A 21,729-nucleotide genomic window follows, 5' to 3' on the forward strand; every position below is an offset into this window, starting at 1 on the left:
TATCGGTAATGGAAATCATTGTCGTATGCTACCCGCATGGCTCGCAACGAACTACGCCCGGTCATCAAGCTCCGCTCCACCGCCGGCACCGGCTACACGTACGTGACCCGCAAGAACCGCCGGAACAACCCGGACCGGCTGGTCCTCAGGAAGTTCGACCCCATCGTCCGGCGCCATGTCGACTTCCGTGAGGAACGCTGACCGCACCGGCTCCACCCGCCCCCACTCCGAACCAGGGACACACCCCATGAAGCCCGGAATCCACCCCGCCTACCGCCCCGTCGTCTTCCGCGACAAGGCCGGTGCCTTCGCCATCCTGACCCGCTCGACGATGACCAGCGAGAAGACCGTCGAGTGGGAGGACGGTCAGACCTACCCGGTGGTCGACGTCGAGACCTCCTCCGCGAGCCACCCCTTCTACACCGGCACCGCACGCGTGCTGGACACCGCCGGCCGTGTCGAGCGCTTCGAGCGCCGCTACGGAAGGGACGGGGGCACGCGATGACCCCCGAGGGACCGATGCCCGTGGTGATCGTCGGCGGAATGCATGCCGACGCCCGCCGCGAGACGGTCGCACAGCTGCTGCACGAGGTGCCCGGCAGCGTCGCCCTGCACCACGACCTGTCCACCGGCCCGGATGACGAGCCGGCCTCCGGGCCCGACGCCTGGCCGCGGCCCACCGGCTTCGACCAGCTGCTCGACACCGTCGCCTGACCCACCCCGACCGAACGACCGAGGAGATCCCGTGCCCCGCCCCGCCAAGTCCGCCCTCGCCCGCAAGAACCGGCCGAACCCGCTCGACGCCGCCAAAATCACGTACATCGACTACAAGGACACCGACCTGCTGCGGAAGTTCATCTCCGACCGCGGCAAGATCCGAAGCCGCCGGGTCACTCGGGTCAGCCGGCAGCAGCAGCGGCAGATCGCCACGGCCGTCAAGAACGCCCGCGAGATGGCCCTGCTCCCCTACTCCAGCCGCTGACCCCCACCTCACCCCCTCCCGGCTCCCCGCCGACGAAAGGACCGTCATGGCCGTTCCCAAGCGCAAGATGTCCCGCAGCAACACCCGGCACCGCCGCGCCCAGTGGCGCGCGACCACCCCGGCGCTCGCCCCCGTCACCGTCGGCGGAAGCACCTACCTGGTGCCCCAGCACCTGCGGAAGGCCTACGAGCGCGGTCTTCTCCGCCCGGAGGACTGACGCAGCATGCCGTACGACCGCCTGCCCGTGACCGTCCTCTCCGGGTTCCTCGGAGCGGGCAAGACCACCCTGCTCAACCATCTGCTGGCGAACCGCGACGGACTGCGGGTCGCCGTCATCGTGAACGACATGAGCGAGATCAACATCGACGCCGCGCTGGTGCGCGGCGGTGAGGCCGCCCTCTCGCGCACGGAGGAGCGGCTGGTCGAGATGACCAACGGATGCATCTGCTGCACGCTCCGTGACGACCTCCTCGAAGAGGTGGACCGCCTCGCCCGGGAAGGACGCTTCGACTACCTGCTGATCGAGTCCAGCGGCATCTCCGAGCCCATGCCGGTCGCCGCCACCTTCTCCTTCGCGCGCGACGACGGGGCGACGCTGGACGACCTCACCCGGCTGGACACCATGGTCACCGTGGTGGACGCGGCCAACTTCCTGGCCGAGCTGGGCACTGGCGAGGAACTCGCCGAGCGGGGCCTCGCGCCCTTCGAGGACGACGAGCGCACCGTGAGCGACCTGCTCATCGACCAGGTCGAGTTCGCCGACGTGATCGTGCTGAACAAGCTCGACCTCGTCGACGGCGCCTCCGCCGAACGGCTGCGCGGCGTCCTCGCCCGGCTCAACCCAGGGGCACGCCTCGTCGAGACGGTCCGCGGACAGGTGCGCGCCTCGGACGTATTCGGAACCGGCCTGTTCGACGTGGAACAGGCGCAGCAGGCACCCGGCTGGGTGCGGGAGCTGAACGGCGACCACGTCCCGGAGACCGAGGAGTACGGGATCTCCTCCACCCTGTTCCGTGCCGACCGGCCCTTCCACCCGGGCCGGCTGTGGCGGCTGATCGCCGAGCGGTTCGACAGCGGGGAGTTCGGGACGGTCCTGCGCAGCAAGGGCTTCTTCACACTGGCCGGACGCCCCGGAGTGACCGGCCTGTGGTCCCAGGCCGGGTCAGTCGCCCGCTTCGAGCCCGCCGGCATCAGCGACGCCGGGGCACCCGAGCAGCGGGCACAGGAGCTCGTGTTCATCGGCATCGAACTGAAGCCGGCGGCTCTGCACTCGGCGTTGGCGGACTGCCTGCTCGACGGTGAGTGGACCGGCGGCGAGGACCCCTTCCCCGTCTGGGACGTTCCCGAGGCCCACGAGGCCTGCGTGCACGAGCAGCACGGGGTGGGGCTGCCCGTCTGAAACACCCCGGGCCGGGTGATGGTCGCAGCCACGGCATCACCCGGCCCGGTCCGCCTGGTACGGCGTCGTCCACCGGGAGGTGTGCATGCGCGGCTCCGCTCTCGCGAACCGACTTCGTCTCGGCACGATCCCTGCACGCGGCGGCCGAGGCCGCAGGCATTCCGATCGGCCTGACCACCGTCTACCGCACCCTTCGCATGCCGTCCCCCCTCTCAGTTCAGTTCGGCCATGCTTCGCCACGGCGCCGCGCAGAGCCGCTCCCGGGTTCGGATCCCGCGCCGCCCACGACAGCGGGTGCTCGCCGGTCAACGTTCTGGGACGTAGCCGTCGGCGTCTGCGCCAGGTGACGGCTCACTGAATTCCGATGCTGTCAGGCCAGGGAGTCAAGTCGCCGTCAGCAGACGGAGACACCATGTCGCACGCTGGGCTCGGTACTCTTGACCGTGCGGGGAAGCGACCCGCAGTTTCGGGATGGCGTTTTCCAGATCGCCGGTCCGCTTGATCACCGTCTTCTCCCCGGTCCCCGTTGACCCTTGTGGTGGCCCCGGCCCCCGAACAGTTCCTGCGCTCACGGGCAGGCGGTGTCCGCGGACTGTCCTCTCACACGGTAACACTGGAGCAAGCGTCCACAGCTTTAACAGCATATGTTGTGACCTCTTAGTATCGTCTAGGGAGTGCCCCGACACCCTGGGAGGCCGGACGGCTCCACGAAACCCACCGGGTACTGGACGGTTCACGACGGCGTATCACCCACCGTGGGCCCTGATCGGACACCATTTGACGACGGACCCTAGGAGCAATGTCATATGGCAGCCAACACGCTTCCCATCCTGGTCGGCCGACAGCGCGAGTGCACGGCGCTCGACGACCTGCTGGCTGCCCTGCGCAGGGGAGAGTCCCGCGTCTGTGTGATCCGCGGCGAAGCAGGCATCGGGAAGTCGGTGCTGCTGGACTACGTGGCGTACCAGGCGTCACGGGTGACCGTGACGCGGGCACAGGGCATCGAGGCGGACATGGAACTGCCCTACGCCAGTCTGCATCAGTTGTGCGCGCCGTTTCTGGCCGACGTCGAAGCGTTGCCCGGCCCCCAGCGCGACGCCCTCCGCGTGGCGTTCGGGATGGCGGCCGGAGAACCGCCCGACCGCTTCCTCGTCGGCCTCGCGGTGCTGACCCTGCTCACCCGGGCCTCGGAGACCCGGCCGGTACTCGTCGTGGTCGACGACGCGCAATGGCTCGACCAGGTGTCTGTGCAGACGCTGGAATTCGTGGCCCGCCGGCTGCTGGCCGAGGCGGTCGCGATGGCGTTCGCGGTACGGGAGCCGGAGGGGCAGGCCGCACTCGTCGGTCTGCCGGAGCTGCGGATCGGCGGTCTCGATGACGGCGCGGCCGAAGAACTCCTTGTGACCGCCGTCGGTGGGCGGCTGGAGAAGCGGGTCCGGGATCGGTTCATCGCCGAGATGCACGGCAACCCCCTCGCGTTGCTCGAGTTCTCCCGCGGCCGTAGCGCCCCCGAGTTGGCGTACGGCCTGCCCTCGGGTTCCCCAACTGTCGAAGGGACGGTGTCGAGCCGTGTCGAACGGGACTTCGCCAGCCGGTTGGCCTCGCTGCCGGTGTCGACCCGGACGCTGCTGCTGATCGCCGCGGCGGAACCGGTCGGTGACCCCCGTCTGCTGTTCCGCGCAGCCGCCACTCTGAAAATCACCCCCAACGCCGCACCGGCCAAAGCAGCCGGCCTGATCGAGTTCGGTGAGTCCGTTCGGTTTCGGCACCCGCTGGCGCGTTCGGCGGTCTACCACCAGGCCGAGCCCGAGGAACGCCGGTTGGTGCACCGGGCGCTTGCCGAAGCCACGGACCCTGCCCTGGATCCCGACCGGCGTGCCTGGCATGCCGCGCAGGCCGTCGATGAGGCCGACGAGGAGGTCGCGGCCGGGCTGGAGCAGGCGGCCGGCCGGGCTCGCCAACGCGGCGGCGTGGCCGCCGAGGCCGTACTGCTGCAGCGGGCGGCCGAGCTGACGCCGGACCTCTGGCTCCGAGGACGCCGAGCCCTCGCAGCCGCGGAGGCACACTTCTCGGCTGCCTCTCCGGACCGGGCCACGGAGCAGGCGACACTGGCCGAACTGTGTCCGCTCAGTCCGCTGGACCGGGCCCACCTGGCGCGCCTGCGTGCCAGGATCCTCTTCGCCCGCAGCCGCAGCGACGAGGCGGCACCTCTGCTCCTCGACGCCGCGGCGAAGTTCGCTGCTGCCAAGTCGTCGTTGGCGCGCGAGACGTACCTGGAGGCAATCGGCGCGACCATATTCGCCGGCAGGGTCCACGGGCCGACGGGCGCTCGGGCCGCAGCGATCGCGGCACGTGGTTCAGGAGCACCTCCCTCGGGCTCCGAGGCCGCCGACCTGTTGCTGGATGGCGTGGCTACGCTCCTCGTCGGCGACTACGAGACGGGCGGCCCAGCCCTGCGCCGCGCGTTGGAGCCGTTCGCACGCGAGAGCTTCGTCACCCGGGAGGCCACGATGCGCTGGCTCCTCCTGGCCCCGGTCGCCTTGGAAGCGGTCATTCACTACGTCTGGGACCTCACAGCGTGGGACACGTTGTCGGCCCGTGCGGTACGTCTTGCTCGCGACATCGGAGCACTCGGCACCCTGCCACCGGCTCTGGTCTACGCCAGCGGGGTGCACATCCACACCGGCGACTTCGCCGGCGCGGCTCGGATGATCGAGGAAGCCGACGCGATCGCCGCCGCGACCGGTCACGCGCCGCACAAGTACGCCACGCTGGTCCTCGCCGCCTGGCGAGGTGACGAGGAGATCGCCGCCGGCTTCATCGAGGACGCAAGGGCCAGTGCCGCGCAACGTGGCGAGGTGTCACTCCTGGGTGCCACGGGCTACATCCAAGGCGTGCTCTTCAACGGCCTGGCGCGCTACGACGACGCTCTGGCTGCCGCCCGCTCGGGCATCGAGCACGACGGCTTCAACTTCTTCGGCCTGTCGCTGGTCGAACACATCGAGGCCGCGACCCGTTGCGGCGAGTTCGACCAGGCCCACGCCTCGCTCGCCCGGCTGGTCGAACTCACCCGGGCCACCGATTCCGGCTGGGCCGGTGGCGTCACCGCACGCAGCCGGGCCCTTCTCGCCGACGGCGACGCGGCTGACGAGCTGTACCGGTTCGCGATCGACGAGCTCACCCGCGGTGGCGTGGTCGTGGAGGTGGCACGCACTCACCTGCTGTACGGCGAGTGGCTGCGCCGGAGCCGCCGCCGTTCACTGGCGCGGGAGCACCTTCGCACCGCCCACGGGATGTTCGACGGGATGGGGGCGAAGGCGTTCGCCGAACGTGCTCGCCGAGAACTGCTCGCCACTGGCGAACACGTACGCGTGCGGACCACCGACCTGGCGGCCGCTCTGACCCCGCAGGAGTCTCAGATCGCGGCTCTCGCCGCCAGCGGCATGACGAACCCCAAGATCGGCGCTGAGTTGTTCATCAGCCCTCACACCGTGGAATGGCACCTGCGCAAGGTGTACACGAAGCTTGGGATCAACTCCCGTCGTGCGCTGCCGAGCGCACTGTCGAGTGCTGCGACCACGGACGCGAGGAACGTGGACATGGTGCGATCCGGCTGAACCGGTGCGGTACCCCCCGGATGACACCACGGACTTCCGGGGCGCGGTGAACACTGTCACGGACCGAGTGTGGAGCCATCGCCCTCGACGGGCGCCGTCCACCACGAGGAGTTCCTGATGTCCGCGCCCAGCCCTGAGACGACGACGCCGGCCGGAGTCCCTCTCACCCGGTCGCCCGAGGACCACCTGGGCCCGGCCCTCGACATCTTCTTGGCCCAGCGGACACGGTTGTTCCGCGTCGCCCACCAGATTCTCGGCGACGTCTCGCGAGCCGAGGACGCGGTTCAGGAGACATGGCTGCGCTGGCAGCGCGCGGACCGGGCACGGATTGAGAACCCGGCGGCGTTCCTCACAACGACGACGACCCGTCTGGCCCTCAACGTCGTCCAGTCCGCGCGGCACCGCCACGAGATTCCGAGCGAGTCGCAGTTGGTCCACCTCGTCGACCTGACCGGCCAGGATCCCGTGCTGTACGCCGAGCAGACGGTGTCGGTCGAGGAGGCCCTGGCTCTGCTCATGGCCAGGCTCACGCCGGACGGGCTGGCCGCCTACGTGCTCCGGAAGGGGTTCGGCTACGCCTATGCCGATCTTGCGGAGGTGCTTCGCGTCAGCGTCGCGAATGCACGGCAACTGGTCCGCCGCGCGCAGCTCCGTCTCGTCAAAGCCGGCCGCCGGCAGCCGGTCCCCGCCGAGTCACACCGTCGCCTGGTCGCCGCGTTCCGGACCGCGGCCAACACCGGTGATCTCGAGAGCCTCACACGTGTACTCGTCCCCCACGGGCAGAGGCAGTGCTTGTCGTCCCCGGCACCTGGACTGTCTCGCCAGATCCTCGGATCGGCCCGCCCCGTCTGCCACATGTAGTCGGGGTCGGGGCTGCTCGACGGCGAGTGCACCTTGTGATCCGCCGCCATGCCGTGCACGTGTGCATTTGACTCGAACACACTGGCCCCACATAGTGTTCTATGTACAACGAACTTCGAACAAGGAGCGTTCGTGACAGAGAACTCGATCAATCCGGCCTTCGCGGGGCAGGTGGCGATCGTGACCGGCGCGGGGTCCGGCATCGGGCGGGCCACGGCCGTCGCCTTCGCCGAGGCAGGCGCACATGTACTCGGGGTGGGGCGCCGCGAGGAACCGTTGAAGGAGACGGCTGCGGCCGGCGACAACATTGAGGTCCTTGCCGTCGACGTCTGTGCGGACGGTGCACCCGCGAGAGTCGTCGACACCGCCGTGCAGCGTTGGGGACGTCTCGACCACTTGGTCAACAACGCCGGCGCGACGGCGGTCATGCCGCTGGCCGAGACGGACAAGAAGGTGATCCTCGACCTGCTGGCGCTGAACGTTGTCGCTCCGAGCCTCCTGGCCCACGAGGCCCTGCCGCATCTGCGCAAGACGTTCGGCACGATCATCAATCTCTCCAGCACCTACGGTCACCGCCCCATGGCCGGCGGCGCCCACTACTCGGCCACCAAGGCCGCCATCGAACAGATGACGAGGAGCTGGGCCCTGGAACTCGCCGGCGAAGGTGTCCGCGTCAACTCCGTTGCCCCCGGGCCCACCCGGACCGACGTCATGCTGCACGCCGGTCTCACCCCGGAGGCCGCCAACGACATGTACGCCTACGAACGCGACCGCATCCCCACTCATCGCATTGCGACGGCCGATGAGATGGCGCACTGGATTCTCCGGATGGCTGAGCCGGCAGGGCGCCACGCGACCGGCCAGGTCGTCACCGTTGACGGAGGTCTGGAACTCATCTGATGCCGCGAGCGCCGAGCGATCTGGGGCGAGCAGGGCGAAGTCCGCCTTGCGGCCCTCGTTCGCCCGGCGCGCCTCGCCGATTCCGCGTGACCGGGTGGGCCGTCTGATAGTCGTTTGAGAGTCATTTGACTGATGCAGCTGTGGTAGCGTGCCCTGCAAGAAAAATCCCCAGTGCCGCCCGTTTCAGGAGACGTTTCGTGATCGGTCGAGACGCGGAACGACGCTCCATGAGTGCGCTGCTGGACAGGGCGGCGGACGGCAGTGGTACGGCGCTGCTCGTACATGGGGAAGCCGGTGTCGGCAAGTCGGCTCTGCTGGGCACAGTTGGTGAGGATGCCACTCGGTGTGGTTTCCGGGTGCTGTCTGCTTCCGGGGTCGAGACCGAGCAGTGGTTGCCGTTCGCCGCACTGCAGATGTTGCTGCACCCGGTCATGCGAGGGCCCAAGAGCCTCTCGGCGTTGCACCAGCAGACGCTCAACGGTGCTTTCGGCGCCGCGGAGAACGAGCCACCCCTCTACAAAGTCGGTCTGGCCGCACTGGAACTCCTGGCAGAAGCAGCCGACCGACAGCCGCTCCTGCTCCTCGTCGACGACCTGCAATGGGTCGACTCCTCCAGCCGGGATGTGCTCAGGTTCATCGCACGGCGAACCGGTGACCTGCAGATAGTTCTGATCGCGGCTGCTCGGGTCCACTCCCCCGAGGAATACAGTCTGGGCGTTCACCCCGACCTCCGGCTGTCCCCGCTCGACGCGGAAGCCTCCGTCGCGCTGCTCGACTCGAAGGCCCCGGATCTGCCGACGCCCCTGCGCTCGCTGGTTCTGGACCGCGCTGCGGGCAACCCACTGGCGCTGGTCGAACTGCCCAAGGCGATGCAGCACATCTCGGGGCCGGTGGACGAACTACCTCTGACGCAACGGCTGGAGGCCGCCTTCGCGGCACGCACCGACTCCGCCAGCCGTGAATGCCGTGCGCTGCTGCTGACGCTGGCGGCCGAGCCGACGACACCCTTGGACCGTCTGCTGGACGTCTCCGGCGTCGTGTGCGGCGCTCCCGTCTCCCTGAACGCTCTGCAGGAGGCCATCGACGCGGGCTTGATTGTTCTGGCGGGCCGCACGCCGGAGTGGCGGCATCCGCTGATGCGGTCGGCGGTCTACACCCGCGCTCCGATCGCCGACCGGCTCGCCACGCACGCTGCTTTGGCGGCGGTGCTGGACGACATGCCGGACCGCCAGCTCGTACACCGGGCGGCGGCCTCGATCGGCCCGGACGACGAACTGGCCGAGCGGCTGGAGCACAGTGCCGACGCCGCACTGGCACGGGGCAAGACGGCGTCGGCCATTCCGGCCCTGCGACAGGCGGCGGACCTCGTACGTGATCCCCGCCGGCGGACGGGCATCCTGGTGCGGGCGGCCGAACTGGCCGGTGAGATCAACGACCGGATCACCGCGCAGGAGTTCCTGAGCCGTGCCGACATGGACATACTCGGGCCGGTTGAACGGGCGCGCCTCCTGGTGGTGTCCGACAGAGCGGGCCTGGAGGCGGACGAGCCCCACCGCCGCATCAGGGACATGGTCGACGCCGCGGCCGGAGCGATGGACGCGGAGGCCAACAACGTCGCGGAGGACCTGTTGTGGCGTGCCGCCGCACGGTGCTTCTTCCAGGACGGCGACGCCCGGGTCCGTGCCGAGGCCGCCGCGGAACTGGGCCGGTGGAACCCCGACCCGGACGCTCCGCATGTGCTGACCGTCCGGGCGTACACCCAGCCCTACCAGCACGGTGCGGACGTGATCGCACGTCTCGAAGGAATCAACCCGGACCCTCGGGACGGTCGGACCCTGCACTTCCTCGGCAGCGGTGCCATGGTCGTGGGCGACATGGGCCGCGCTGCCCGGTATCTGTCGATGACTGCTGCCGCATGGCGGTCACAGGGCAGGCTCGGACTGCTCGCCCGCGCCCTGGCCGGCAGTTGGCCCCGCGTGTATCTCGGTCAGCTGGACCGTGCCCGCGAGGAATCGGGCGAAGGCCTCGGCCTGGCGGAGGAGACCGGGGAGTGGCTCGTCTGGCTGGGTCTGAAGGCAACCGCGGGCCTGGTGGCGGCAGTGCGTGGTGACCGGGAAGCGGCGGACTCCGCAGTGCGCGAGTTGCGCGCCCACAACCTCTTCCCCAGTGCTCCCTTCGTCACCGTGATGGCTCAGCAGGTCGACAGTCTGCTCGCTCTCTTCGACGGTCGTGCCTCCGAAGCGTACGAGCTTCTCGTGCGGGCGTTCGATCCAGCCGACCCGCACTACCACTCGGTGAGTCGCTGGTTGCTGGCACCGGATCTCGCGGACGCCGCCGTTGCCGCCGGAACCGTCGAGCAGGCTCGGGACCTCCTCGCTGAACTACCCGATCTGGCACGCCGGTTGCCTTCGGAGATGATGCTGGTGGCTCACTCCTACACCGATGCGGTGCTGGCGCCGGACGACACGGCGGAGAAGCGGTACGCCGCCGCGCTTGAGACGATGCCGGCAGGCTGGACGCCGGCGCGGGCCCGGTTGCATCTGCACCAGGGGCTTCGCCTGCGTCGCCAGCGACGCAACGTCGATGCCCGCGAACCTCTGCGGCTCGCCCGCGACGAGTTCGACCGGGTCGGTGCGCAGCCTTGGGCCGACATGGCCCGCGAGCAGTTGCGTGCTGCCGGCGAGTCGAGTGTCCGACGCCCCGCAAGCTCCGGTGAGCAGTTGTCTCCCCAGGAGATGCAGATCGCCATGCTGGCTGCGAAGGGGCTGAGCAACCGGGAGATCGGTCAGCGTCTGTTCATCTCCCACCGCACGGTTGGAGCCCACCTCTACCGGATCTATCCGCGCCTGGGTATCACCAGCCGAGGCAAGCTGGCCACGGCACTCGCGGCTCTCGACGACGGACGGCCCATGATGCGCGATGCCGACTTCCCGGAGCAGAAGTAGCTCCTCGTCGTTCGTCACAGTGTCTGCGAGGCGGACGACACGGTGCTGTGGGCGACCGCCAAAGCCGGTGTCAGCTTCTTAACACAGAGTGTGTCATGCCCACCAGGTGCCGTCGGAGAACGCAGTCGTCCGACCTAACGTCGTGCCCATGCCGGGGCTCCCTCGCGTCCCTTTGTCCCACGATCACGGTCCAGGTGCTCTCTCTTCCGGTCTGACCTGCCGTTTCTCACTGTCGAAGTACTGATGTGTCTATATCACGTCGTGCGCGAGAGTGGTGGCGTCGCCAGGTCCTCAAGGAAGGAAACACATCCTCATGAGTGGTAATGATCAGCGTGTGCAGACGCAGCCCGAGGCTTCACAGGGTCTCCGCCTGTCCTTGGAGCTCCACCGCATGGTGAGCAGTCAGGCGTGGGAGTCCGTTCGGGGCGAGTTCGAGTTCGACCCCGACGCTCCCCTTCTCGTGAGCATCACCTTCTTCATCGACGAGGACGGCCCCAGGGTGACGTGGCAGGTGGGCCGCGACCTTTTGGACCAAGGCCTCCGATCGACCAGTGGCATCGGCGATGTTCAGGTGTGGCCGTCGTATCTGGGCGAGGAGGAGTCGGCTTGGCTGCAGCTCAGCTCCTACGACGTCACCGCCTTGTTCGAGATGCCCGCACCGCCGCTGGCGGAGTGGCTGGAACGGACCTACCAGATCGTGCCGGCCGGTGCGGAGATGAGCCGGTTGGACCCGGATGCCTTTCTTGCCGGTCTGCTCGGCGACCCGGGTACGGCGCCCGGCCGAGGGGCGTGATCACGTACCGTCCACGGGCCCCGACGCGTTCATGAGGGTGGCTACCCGTGCTCGTCACGTTCGCTCACGTGTTCCCCGATGTGGTCTGCGACCGCGGCCGACAGCAGGGCCGGCAGGAGTCCGGGGAAACGGGCGTCGAGGGCATCACGTCGCAGCTTCACAAAGCAGCGAGTGCCCTCCTGACGGGTCTGGGTGACGCCCGCCTCGCGCAACATCTTGAGGTGGTGGCTGAGCGTTGACTTGGCGACGGGTGCACTGAACTGCCCCCACCCTCGTTCAGCGCCGTCTGCCAGGATACGGACGATCCCCAGCCGCGTCGGATCGCTGAGCACTCCCAGCAGGCGCGGCAGGCCGATCTCGCTGTCGGCAGGGGTGGAGTGATCAGGCATGAGGGCCACGCTATCGCAAGTTCGGAAAGTGTCGAACATGGACTTTCCGCCGCCGCGACGGGACCTTGCCGCCCCCGTGCTCGGGTGGCCGCCGGCACACCGCGCTCAAGGCCCCCGGTATCAGATGTCCGTGGGTGACTGGTCGAGTTCGGCGAGGGCGGTCTTCAGCTCGGTGCGCCGCTTGATGCCGAGCTTCGCGAACACTTTGCGCAGGTGGTACTCCGCGGTGTGGACGCTGATGAACAGCCGGGCGCCGATGTCCCGGTTCGTCAGCCCCTCCCGCGCCAGGCGCGCGACATTGAGCTCCTGGTTGGTGAGTTGCACAGCTGATCCACGCACCCGGACCTGCGGGGTCCCACCACTGACTCGTAGTTCGTCCGCGGCCCGACGGGCGAAACCCTCCATGCCCAAGCCCGTCAGCAGTCCGTGCGCAGCCCTGAGCTGCTCACGCGCCTCGGGATGCCGTTTCCGGCGGTTGAGTTCCTCTCCGTACAGCAGACGGCAACGGCCCACCATGATCGGGATGCGCTCCGCCTCGAAGCCGTCGATCGCGTCCCGGTAGCGCCTCTCGGCCTCGTCGCCCTCATGCAGTTGCGCCTCGGCCATGGCCAGCACCGCGGTCGCCCAGGTGTTCCCGACCGGACGCGTCACGCCGGCCAGCTTGTCCACCGCGTGCTCGGCGAGAGCCCGGTCGCCGGTGTGGGTGGCCGCCTCCACCAGTTCGAGCAGGGTACGCATCGCGTGATTGAGCTCGTGCGTGTACGGCAGCTCACGGCCGGCGGAGGCCACCGCCTCGGTGAAGGCGCCGAGGCCGTTGTGGAGGATGGCCTCCGAGAAGTTGACCGCGCTCAGTCCGTACCCCTCGCCGCGTGCGTACGCGTCCGCCCGGATGCGCTCGGCCCAGCGCGCCACCTCACTCGCCCTCCCGCGGTACGCGGCCAGGAACAGCCTTCCGTACGGCGGCAGTTTATTGCCCGTGACGTCCTTGATCGCGTCGATCTCGTCGCAGGAAGCCTCCGCCGCGTCGAGGTCGCCGTCGACCGTCTGCGCCAGCATCAGCAGGCTCAGGGCGATGGGAAGGACGGTGACGACACCGTCGGCACGAGCGAGTCTGACCTGCCGGTCGGCCAGGGCACGCAGCGCACCGGCGTCCCAGAGGTCCTGCGCCGCGCGCGAGGCGAACCACAGCCAGTGCAGTCCGAGCGAGTCGGGGGCCTGTTCCAGGAGCGCGCGCTGCGCCCGGCGCAGGGTTTCGATCGCGGCTTCCTGCCCCTTGGCGGCGAGCAGCGCCTGACCGCGCAGGATCAAGTCCCGTGCGTTGCCGGGCCCCTCGTCGACGGTCGCTTCCAGGATCGCGTTCGAGACGACGGCAACTTGTTCGGCGTCACCGAGCCTGCCCCCGTAGACCGCCGCCGCCAGTGCTTCCAGATAGGTGTCGCGGGCCAGCACGGGATCGTGCCTCTCCAGGCCCTGCGCTGCGGCCAGGAGGAGTTGCGGACCGCTGCTGTCCCGGCGCAGCGCGTACCCGGCGCGGGCACGCAGGCGGGCGGTCACCGCCTCCTGTGCAGCGGTCAGCGGGAGGCCGTGGGCAGCGTCGAGCAGGCTCAGAACCGACTCGGGAGCGCCCGCATCGTGTTTCGCCTCGGCGGCGGCGATGATGCGCTGGACCCGGCGTGGCGGGTCGGGCGTCAGCTCCGCCGACCGTTCCAGGAACGCGGCCGCGGCCGCCGCGCCGCCCCTGGTCCGGGCACGTACGGCGGACCGCTCCAGATCGGCGGCGACCTCCTCGTCCGGGTGCAGCACCGAGCCGGCGCGGTGCCAGGCCCGGCGGTCCGGGTCCCGACTGAGGTCGGTGACGTCCGCCAGCGCGGCATGGACGCGCCGCCGGTCCTCCGGTGACGCGGCCCGGTACACCGCCGACCGCACCAGTGGATGGCGGAAGCCGACGCGCGTGCCGACGACGAGCGCCTCGGCGTCCCTGGCGGCGTCGAAGGCTTCCTGCTTCAGTCCCAGCAGCTCGCTCGCCTGCCACAGCAAGCCGGGGTCGCCGGTGGGGTCGGCTGCCGCCAGCAACAGCAGAAGGCGCGCCGGTACGGGTAGCGGTGCGAGCTGCACGACCAGGCTCTGCTCGATCCGGCTCTCCAGCGGCAGCGAGCCGGTGAGGGCGAAGCCGCCGGCGATCTCGGCGGGGCTCAGGGCCCGAGGCAGTTCCCGCAGGGCCAGCGGGTTGCCGCGTGCCTCCGCCAGAAGCCGCTCCCGCACCCGACGGTCGAGGCCGCCGGGGACCGCGAGGCGCAGCAGAGCGCTCGCGTCCTCGTACTCCAGTCCTTCGACGATCATGTGCGGAAGGCCGGCGAACGCCTCGTCCACCCAGCGCATCGCCAGCACCAGGGCGATGCCCTCCACGTCCATGCGCCGGGCGGCGAACGCGATAGCCCGGGCCGATGCCTGGTCGAGCCACTGTGCGTCGTCGACGACACACAGCAACCCCCGGTCCTGTGCGGCCTCGGTGAGCAGGCCCAGCACCGCGAGTCCGACGAGGAAGGGGCTCGGCGCGGGTGCGCTGCGCAGTCCGAACGCCACCTCGATCGCCTCCTGCTGCGGAGCGGGCAGCCGCGCGGCCGACCCCAGCATGGGGCCGCAGAGCTGCTGGAGGCCGGCGTAGGCGAGTTCCATCTCGGACTGGGAGGCCACGGTGCGTTCCACGCGGACGTGCGGGCCGGCTCTCGCGGTGAGGTGGTCGAGGAGGGCGGTCTTGCCGACGCCGGCCTCGCCGGAGACGGTCAGGGCCTCACTGTGGCCGGCGCGGGCCCTGTGGACCAGCGCATCCAGCTCCGCCAGCTCGCGTCGTCGACCGCGCAGCGGCACGCTTCCCGTCACGGTGTCCGCCTTGGTTCCGAATGATTCTGATCCGTCCTGTCTACCCGAGGAAACCCAGCCGGGGCACCCTGCCGGCGGAACGAGGCTGCCGGGCCGGCCTCCGGAGCCGTAGGACCGTGTGGCCCCGCGAAGCAAACACGCAGGTGGGAGTGGTCGAAGGGAACCCGTCCTCCTGCGCCGCTCCACGGCTTGGTCCACCTCCCGTGTTGTTATGCTCCCCCCGTGCCGGAGGGGGAGCAAGTGAGCGGAGACGGCAGAGAGCGGCTGCGCGGCAGACACCACGAGTGCGGTGCCCTCGACGAGCTCGTCCTGGGAGTGGAGGCCGGACGGAGCGCCGTTCTCGTTCTGCGCGGTGAGGCCGGAATCGGCAAGTCGGCGCTGCTCGACCACCTGGCGGCACGCGCAACCGGCCATCGCGTCGCCCGCGGGGCGGGCGCCGAGTCGGAGATGGAGCTCCCCTTCGCGGGACTGCACCAGCTGTGCGCCCCCTTCCTGGGACGTGCCACCTCCCTTCCGCAACCACAGCAAGAAGCGCTGGCTACGGCCTTGGGACTGAGCGCAGGCCCGCCGCCGGACCGGTTCCTGGTGGGTCTGGCTGTGCTCGGCCTGCTGACCGAGGTGGCCGACGAGGGGCCGCTGTTCTGCCTGGTGGACGACGCTCAGTGGCTCGACCGGGTATCCGCCCAGACGCTGGCGTTCGTGGCGCGACGGATGCTCGCCGAGCCGCTGGCGCTGGTCTTCGCCTCCCGTGAACACCGGGGACGGGACGAGTTCACCGGGCTGCCGCAACTGACCCTCGGCGGCCTGAACGACGCCGACGCCCGGGCACTGCTGGACGCGGCGGCCGGCGGTCCGGCGGACGAGCGCATCCGCGACCGCATCCTCGCCGAAGCGCGCGGCAACCCCCTGGCGCTGCTGGAACTCCCCCACGGCCGCGGCGAGACGGAACCGGCCGACGGGCTCGCACGGCCCGACCCGGGACCGGTGACCGGCAGCATCGAGCGCAGTTATGTGCAGCGGGTGCGCTCACTGCCGTCGGCGACACAGCGGCTGCTGCTGACCGCCGCCGCCGAGCCGATCGGCGACGTGCACCTGCTGTGGCGCGCGGCGGAACGGCTGCACATCGACCCCGGTGCGGCCGACCCCGCGGTGAAGGCGGGACTGCTCGACATCGCCGCCCTGGTGCGCTTCCGGCATCCGCTCCTGCGCTCGGCCGTCTACCGGTCGGCCGGGCTCGCGGACCTGCGGGAGACCCACCGTGCCCTTGCCGAGGTGACCGATCCCGTCCTTGACCCCGACCGCCGCGCGTGGCATCTGGCAAGGGCGACGGTGCGCCCCGACGAGACGGTCGCCGCCGCGCTGGAGTCGTCGGCCGGTCGGGCACTCGCACGGGGCGGCACCGCCGCGGCTGCGGCGTTTCTCGCCCACGCTGCCGTATTGAGTCCACAGCCGCGGCGCAAGGCGACACGTGCCCTCGCTGCGGCCCGGGCGAAACTTCGCGCCGGTGCGCCCGCCGCGGCCCGTGATCTGCTGGCCCTCGCCAGGAGCGGGTCCCTGGACGAGCTGGGTCGTGCCGGTGTGGACCTTCTCCAAGCGCAGATCGCCTTCACCGGAAGCCGCGGCAACGAGGCCCTCCCCCTCCTGCTGGACGCCGCGCGGCGCCTGGTGCCGCTCGACGTCGGCATGGCCCGCGAGACCTTCCTGGACACCGTGTCCGCCGCCATGTTCGCCGGGCGCCTCGCCACCGGTACGACCGTGCACGAGGTGGCAGCGGCGGCGCAGAGGACGTCACCGTCCGGCACCAGGCCGCCGCGCAACTCCGACCTGCTCCTGGAGGCCCTGGCCACCCGGTTCACCAGTGGATACCGCGAGGCGGTGGCCGTGTCCCGTGACGCGGTGCGCGCACTTCGCCAGGAGACCGACTCGGAGGAGATTCTGCGCTGGTCGTGGCTGGCGTCGGCACTGGCGGCCGAGATGTGGGACGACGAGGGCTGGGCGGACCTGGCGACCCGGCACGTGGGGACGGCTCGTGCCGTGGGCGCCCTGGCCGAGCTGCCGCTCGCACTCAACTCTCGGGTGGTCGTCCACACCTGCGCCGGAGAACTGGACGCGGCGGCGCTGCTCCTCGCGGAGGTCGGCAGGGTCCAGGAAGCCGCCGGCAGCGGTTTCGTTCCCTACGGCACGATGACCCTCGCCGCCTGGCAGGGACGCGCGGCCGAGGCCGCGGCACTGATCGCGACCAGCATGGACGAGGCCGTCGACCGAGGCGAGGGCATCGGCGTGGCCATCGCTCAGCGGGCCAAAGCCGTGCTCCACAACTCCATGGGCCGCTACGAGGAGGCGTTTGCCGCGGCCGAGCAGGCCAGTGCGTACCCGCAGGACCTGGTCGCGGCCAACTGGGGGCTGGTCGAACTGGTGGAGGCGGCGGTGCGCAGCGGCCGTCCGCGAGCGGCCGAGGCCGCGATGGCCCGGCTGGCCCGGACGACGGGCGCGGCGGCCACGGACTGGTCGCTGGGTGTCCAGGCACGTTCCCGCGCGCTGCTCGGCCATGGGGACCAGGCCGACGGCCTGTACCGCGAGGCGGTCGAGCGGCTCGAACGCACGCGAGCCGGAGCGGAACTGGCCCGGGCACACCTGCTGTACGGGGAGTGGCTGCGCCGGGAGAACCGGCGCACCGACGCCCGGAAGCAACTGCGTGAGGCGCACGCCCTGTTCACACGGTTCGGAGCCAACGCCTTCGCGGAGCGCGCGGTGCGGGAGCTGCAAGCCACCGGCGAGTCGGTGGCACGGCGCACCGGCGTCGCCGCCGCCCCGGCCCTCACCGCGCAGGAGACCCAGATCGCGCGTCTGGCCCGGGACGGGCTCACCAACTCCGAGATCGGCGCCCAGCTGTTCCTCAGCACTCACACCGTGGAGTGGCACCTGCGGAAGGTGTACGCCAAGCTCGGCATCGCCTCTCGCCGTGTCCTGCGTACGGCGCTCTGACCGGTGCGGGTCGCGGCGTCGGACGGCCGCCGCGGCCTCTCCGACGGGGTGCGGCGCGGTCGTCACGTGGGCGGGCAGCCGGGCCGCCCGCCGTCGTCGTCGTCGTCGACGACGACGACGAGGAAACGCTCCAGACGGTTCAGGTCTCCTCCTTGTGCGGCCGCGAGAAGCGCCTGCACGAACCGGCGGTGCGTGACGGAGTCCACCGGCTGACGCCGACGCCCCGCGCCGAGACGCTGCTGAGCACGTGCGACCTGTTGCCGCGCGTTGACGACGCTGATGCACAGGAGAGCGGCGATCTGGTCGTACGGGTAGGCGAACCCCTCCCTGAGGACGAACGCAGCGCGCTGCCGCGGTGTCAGCGTCTCCAGCATGAGGACGCTGGCCCGCTCCACCGCGTCCTGCCGGTCGGCCACCGCCTCCGGTGTGCTCTCGGGGTCGGGCGTCTCCGGCAGCCACGGGGTGGCGGAGTACTCCCGGCGCCGCCTGGCCGACTGGCCCGCGTTGATCGCCATCCGGACGGTGATCGTCCGGAGCAGCGCGGACGGGCTCTTCACCACCGTGCGGTCGGTGCGTTGCAGACGCAGCCACACCTCTTGGACCACGTCCTCGGCTTCGCTCACGCTGCCGAGGATGCGACAGGCGATCTTGAGCAGTGACGGCCGGTCCTGCAGGAACAGGGATGCCGCGTCCTCCAGGTCGTCGATGACCGGGGCCGCCACACCGCGACCCGCCACCGACGTGGTCCCGGTCTTCGTCAGGTACGTGTCCACGGTCGGCTCCTCCGCTGGGTGGGACGCAGCTCGGGAATGCTGCTGAGACCAACCTCGCGCCCATCGGCGGCGAGCGAACCATTGAGAACCCGTGGTCCGATACGTAGTGATGCCGTAGTTCGTACCCTGCCGCGTTCGCCGCAGGGCGGGCGATCACCGCTCCGGGGTGGATCAGTGCATCGTTCCCACCACGGCGGCCGTGCACACGAACGTCGCCAGGGTAATGAGGACCGTGCCGACCAGCGTTCCGCGCAGCCATCGCCCGAACCGGACGCGGTGCGCCTCCTCGGCAGCGTTGAGGCTTTCGGCGATGTGTTCCGTCACCATGTGGGCCACATACCGCTGCTCCTCCAGGTACCACCGTTCGATGCGTCGCCTCTGTTCGAGGGTCAGTCCATCCGCTCTCGCGGTGAAGTCCTCCACCCGTTGGCGGGCCGCCCTGAGCTGGGCCTCCCGGTGGAGGAAGGCTTCTATGTCGACCAGCCCACGGGCGGCCTGCTTCTCCGTGTCCATGGTGTACTCCAGAGTCGGTGACCGGTCGTTTCCGTCTCCGTCCAGCCCGCCCCGGGCCGCTCCCCGCGGTGCGATCCGTGTCCGGGGGCGGCCGTGGGCACCCACCCCGCCCGACGCGGCGCGGGTGCCGGCCGCTCAGGCGGTGGCCTGGGCCGCCTCGTTGATCAGGCGCGCGACGTCCCCCGGACGCGAGACGCTGACCGCGTGGGAGGCGGGAACGCTGACGACGGTGGCGTCCGCCCGCTCGGCCATGAAGGCCTGCGTCCGAGGCGGGATGTTCCGGTCTTCGGTGGCCACGAGGACCCACGACGGGATGTCCCTCCACGCCGGGGCCGCGCCGCCTTCCGCCAGCGCGGCGTCGGTCACGGGCCGCTGCGTGGCGGCCATGACCGCCGCTGTTCCCGCGGGTACGTCGGCGGCGAACTGCTGGTGGAACTTGCTCGTGTCGATGTAGAGGTCCGCGGCCTGGCTGCCGTCGGGCAGGGTGACCGGAACCGGGCGGAGTGCCTCGCCGAGGGTGCTTCCCGGGAACTTTCCGGAGAGAGCGATCGCGCTCTCGCCCTCGTCGGGCAGGAAGGCCGCGACGAAGACCAGCGCCTTGACGTTGGCGAGCCCCTTGGCGGCGCCGCTGATCACCGAGCCGCCGTAGGAGTGGCCGACGAGCACGACGGGGCCGTCGATGGAGGCCACCAGTTGCCTGACGTACTGGGCGTCGTCGGCAAGTCCGCGCAGCGGGTTGCTCGCGGCCGTGACCGGATAGTCGTGGGACTGCAGTTTCTCGACGACGCCATTCCAGCTGGAGGAGTCGGCGAACGCACCATGGACGAGAACGATGGTGGGGTTCTGCGCATTCATGACGGTGACCTTTCGTTTACTGGCGAATACGCGCTTCATCGAACGGGTCGCCACTTGCCGAATTCGTGGTTCCGGCTTGCGGCGGTGTCGCGAACGGACCCCCGATTCGCTGTTCTGGCGTATCCCGTACTTTCCTGTCCGGGAAGTTCGGTGCCGGTCCTCCCGGGGTGCCGCTCCGAGGTGGATCAGTCGGTTCCCAGCGCCTTGCGCAGCACGTGGACGGCCTGCTCGATCGCCGCACTCGACGCCTGGGTGCCCCGCACCGGGTTCAGCATCATGAAGTCGTGCAGGCCGGCGTTGTAGCGAAGGCTGACGGTCGGCACGCCGGCCTGGACCAGCTTGCCGGCGTAGGCCTCTCCCTCGTCGCGCAGGACGTCGTTCTGGTCGACGACGACGAACGCCGGGGGCAGGCCCTGGAGGTCTTCGAGGGTGGCCCGCAGCGGGGACGCGGTGACCTGGGCCCGCTCGGCGGGATCGGTGGTGTACGCGTCCCAGAACCACTCCATCGCCTTCGCGGTCAGGTGCGGACCGTGCGCGAAGGTACGGTAGCTCTCGGTGTCCTGGGCCGCATCGGTGACGGGGTAGTACAGAGACTGGTGCAGGAAGGTCACGTCACCGCGCTGCTTGGCCATGTGGGTGAGGGCCGCACTCATGTTGCCCCCGACCGAGTCGCCGGCAACGACCATGCGGGAGCCGTCGAGGCCCTCCTCCGCGCCCTTGGTGGTGATCCACTGGGCGGTGGCGTACGCCTGCTCGATGGCTACGGGGTACTTCGCCTCCGGCGAACGGTCGTACTCGACGAAGACCAGGGCGGCCCGCGCGCCCACCGCCAGCTCGCGCACCAGGCGGTCGTGGGTGCCCGCGTTGCCGAGGATCCAGCCGCCGCCGTGCATGTAGAGGATCACGGGCAGGGCGCCCGTGCTGCCGACCGGCTTGATGACACGCACCCTCACCTCACCGACTCGGGCGGGGACGGTGGTCCACTTCTCTTCGACGTCGAGCTTCTCGACGGGCTGTGCCTGGACGTCGTCCAGCAGCTTGCGGGCACCGTCGACGCCGAGTTCGTACAGCAACGGCGGCTTGGCGGTCGCGTCGGCGAATTCCTGTGCGGCGGGTTCGAGGATGATGTCGTTCACGGCGTTTCCTCCGGGAAGTCGGTCATGGGGAAAGGGTTGCACCCAATAAGACCGGGCCGGAGGTCGAAGCGTGACGCGCCGAGCAGAACTCACGAATATCAGCGACGGTCCGGGCCGTGTCCCGGAGAGCCCGGTATCCGCCCGGACACACCGCCTTCTTTTATCAAGTAGAGAACGACTGGGTGGCGTCGTCGTGGAGCGCACCGTCCACCGCCGACCGGAATGCCGACACGGCCGTCGATCATGCCCCGGGGCCCTCCTGGAGGTAGCGCAGCAGGGCGCGGTCGGTGTCCTCCTCGCGAAGGTCTCGTACCGCTTCGCAGACCGCGTCGGCGAGCACCGGCGCACCGACCCGCAGCGCCTTCTGTGCGACGGTGGTGAGCCGGAGTTCGACACTGCGGTGGTCGTGCGGGGGGGTGCTCGTGGCGATCAGACCCCGTTCCCGCAAACGGGTCACCAGGCGGCTTGTGGCGGACTGGCTCAGGCCGACCTGCGCGGCCAGGTCCCGGAGCTGCAGCGGCTGGATCCCGGCATCGCCGCTGTCCAGAGCCGCCAGTGCGCGGAACTCGCTGACGCCGAGGCCCAGCCGCTGGTGAAGGTGCCGCTCGACGGTCGCATCGATCCGGCGGTGGAGCCGGTCGAGCGCGCTCCAGCGTGTGATCAAGGAGGCCTCTTCACTCATGTTCACTCATGATGAATCG

At 70.1% G+C, this 21,729-nt stretch carries 18 protein-coding genes and 2 pseudogenes; 13 read left to right on the plus strand and 7 right to left on the minus strand.

All coding sequences use genetic code 11. The annotated features are described in order from the left end of the window. Positions 1-36 precede the first annotated feature (36 nt). The 12 genes and pseudogenes from rpmG (at position 37) to ACIQFU_RS08745 (ending at position 11,497) form a co-directional block, all read left to right on the plus strand. On the plus strand, positions 37-201 hold the full coding sequence (gene rpmG, locus ACIQFU_RS08690; RefSeq protein WP_402550109.1) for a 50S ribosomal protein L33: 165 nt from the start codon (positions 37-39) through the stop codon (positions 199-201). A 46-nt stretch (positions 202-247) separates the two neighbouring features. Further along, entirely contained in the window at positions 248-505 is a 258-nt protein-coding gene (locus tag ACIQFU_RS08695) for a type B 50S ribosomal protein L31 (RefSeq protein ID WP_402550110.1), read from the plus strand. Continuing rightward, positions 502-636, plus strand: a pseudogene (locus ACIQFU_RS08700) (cobalamin biosynthesis protein CobW); the annotation flags it as partial. The gene ACIQFU_RS08695 and the pseudogene ACIQFU_RS08700, both read left to right, overlap by 4 nt. A gap of 109 nt (positions 637-745) precedes the next feature. Then, positions 746-982, plus strand: a complete 237-nt coding sequence (gene rpsR, locus ACIQFU_RS08705) for a 30S ribosomal protein S18 (RefSeq protein WP_402550112.1) — start codon at positions 746-748, stop codon at positions 980-982. 46 nt (positions 983-1,028) lie between these two features. Further along, complete coding sequence (gene rpmF, locus ACIQFU_RS08710) at positions 1,029-1,199, plus strand: 50S ribosomal protein L32 (protein ID WP_402550113.1); 171 nt, start codon at positions 1,029-1,031, stop codon at positions 1,197-1,199. Positions 1,200-1,205: 6 nt separating this feature from the next. Next, complete coding sequence (locus ACIQFU_RS08715) at positions 1,206-2,381, plus strand: GTP-binding protein (RefSeq protein ID WP_402550115.1); 1,176 nt, start codon at positions 1,206-1,208, stop codon at positions 2,379-2,381. A gap of 131 nt (positions 2,382-2,512) precedes the next feature. Next, positions 2,513-2,578, plus strand: a pseudogene (locus tag ACIQFU_RS08720) (transcriptional repressor); the annotation flags it as partial. A 609-nt stretch (positions 2,579-3,187) separates the two neighbouring features. Next, the gene (locus ACIQFU_RS08725) at positions 3,188-5,998 is read left to right on the plus strand and encodes an AAA family ATPase (RefSeq protein WP_402550116.1); all 2,811 of its coding nucleotides are present in this window, start codon (positions 3,188-3,190) and stop codon (positions 5,996-5,998) included. A 117-nt stretch (positions 5,999-6,115) separates the two neighbouring features. Beyond that, the gene (locus ACIQFU_RS08730; protein ID WP_402550118.1) at positions 6,116-6,859 is read left to right on the plus strand and encodes a sigma factor; all 744 of its coding nucleotides are present in this window, start codon (positions 6,116-6,118) and stop codon (positions 6,857-6,859) included. Between the two features lie 132 nt (positions 6,860-6,991). Further along, the gene (locus ACIQFU_RS08735; protein WP_402550120.1) at positions 6,992-7,759 is read left to right on the plus strand and encodes an SDR family NAD(P)-dependent oxidoreductase; all 768 of its coding nucleotides are present in this window, start codon (positions 6,992-6,994) and stop codon (positions 7,757-7,759) included. Positions 7,760-7,956: 197 nt separating this feature from the next. Beyond that, entirely contained in the window at positions 7,957-10,704 is a 2,748-nt protein-coding gene (locus tag ACIQFU_RS08740) for an ATP-binding protein (protein ID WP_402550121.1), read from the plus strand. Between the two features lie 334 nt (positions 10,705-11,038). Continuing rightward, positions 11,039-11,497: an SsgA family sporulation/cell division regulator gene (locus ACIQFU_RS08745; RefSeq protein ID WP_402550123.1), complete on the plus strand. Its 459-nt coding sequence runs from the start codon at positions 11,039-11,041 to the stop codon at positions 11,495-11,497. A gap of 41 nt (positions 11,498-11,538) precedes the next feature. On the opposite strand, the gene ACIQFU_RS08750 is transcribed toward ACIQFU_RS08745, so the two are convergent. Both ACIQFU_RS08750 and ACIQFU_RS08755 read right to left on the minus strand, forming a co-directional pair. Further along, positions 11,539-11,886, minus strand: coding sequence for an ArsR/SmtB family transcription factor (locus ACIQFU_RS08750; protein ID WP_402550125.1), 348 nt, complete (start codon positions 11,884-11,886; stop codon positions 11,539-11,541). A 120-nt stretch (positions 11,887-12,006) separates the two neighbouring features. Then, positions 12,007-14,766 (minus strand): AAA family ATPase, encoded by a 2,760-nt coding sequence (locus tag ACIQFU_RS08755; protein ID WP_402550126.1) that lies wholly within the window; start codon positions 14,764-14,766, stop codon positions 12,007-12,009. A 240-nt stretch (positions 14,767-15,006) separates the two neighbouring features. Between ACIQFU_RS08755 and ACIQFU_RS08760 the strand changes: the two genes are divergently transcribed. Then, positions 15,007-17,751 (plus strand): AAA family ATPase, encoded by a 2,745-nt coding sequence (locus ACIQFU_RS08760; RefSeq protein ID WP_402550127.1) that lies wholly within the window; start codon positions 15,007-15,009, stop codon positions 17,749-17,751. Between the two features lie 62 nt (positions 17,752-17,813). Here the strand turns inward: ACIQFU_RS08760 and ACIQFU_RS08765 are convergent, their stop codons facing one another. From ACIQFU_RS08765 to ACIQFU_RS08785, 5 genes are all read right to left on the minus strand, one after another. Further along, the gene (locus tag ACIQFU_RS08765; protein ID WP_402550129.1) at positions 17,814-18,524 is read right to left on the minus strand and encodes a sigma-70 family RNA polymerase sigma factor; all 711 of its coding nucleotides are present in this window, start codon (positions 18,522-18,524) and stop codon (positions 17,814-17,816) included. A 171-nt stretch (positions 18,525-18,695) separates the two neighbouring features. Next, the gene (locus ACIQFU_RS08770) at positions 18,696-19,037 is read right to left on the minus strand and encodes a hypothetical protein (RefSeq protein WP_402550131.1); all 342 of its coding nucleotides are present in this window, start codon (positions 19,035-19,037) and stop codon (positions 18,696-18,698) included. A gap of 135 nt (positions 19,038-19,172) precedes the next feature. Next, complete coding sequence (locus ACIQFU_RS08775) at positions 19,173-19,892, minus strand: alpha/beta fold hydrolase (protein WP_402550133.1); 720 nt, start codon at positions 19,890-19,892, stop codon at positions 19,173-19,175. 185 nt (positions 19,893-20,077) lie between these two features. Next, a complete protein-coding gene (locus ACIQFU_RS08780) occupies positions 20,078-21,028 on the minus strand; it encodes an alpha/beta hydrolase (RefSeq protein ID WP_402550135.1) in 951 nt (316 codons plus the stop codon). Positions 21,029-21,269: 241 nt separating this feature from the next. Then, on the minus strand, positions 21,270-21,710 hold the full coding sequence (locus tag ACIQFU_RS08785) for a MarR family winged helix-turn-helix transcriptional regulator (protein ID WP_402550136.1): 441 nt from the start codon (positions 21,708-21,710) through the stop codon (positions 21,270-21,272). Positions 21,711-21,729 lie beyond the last annotated feature (19 nt).

The organism is Streptomyces sp. NPDC093065 (assembly GCF_044754585.1).
Classification (GTDB): Bacteria; Actinomycetota; Actinomycetes; order Streptomycetales; family Streptomycetaceae; genus Streptomyces.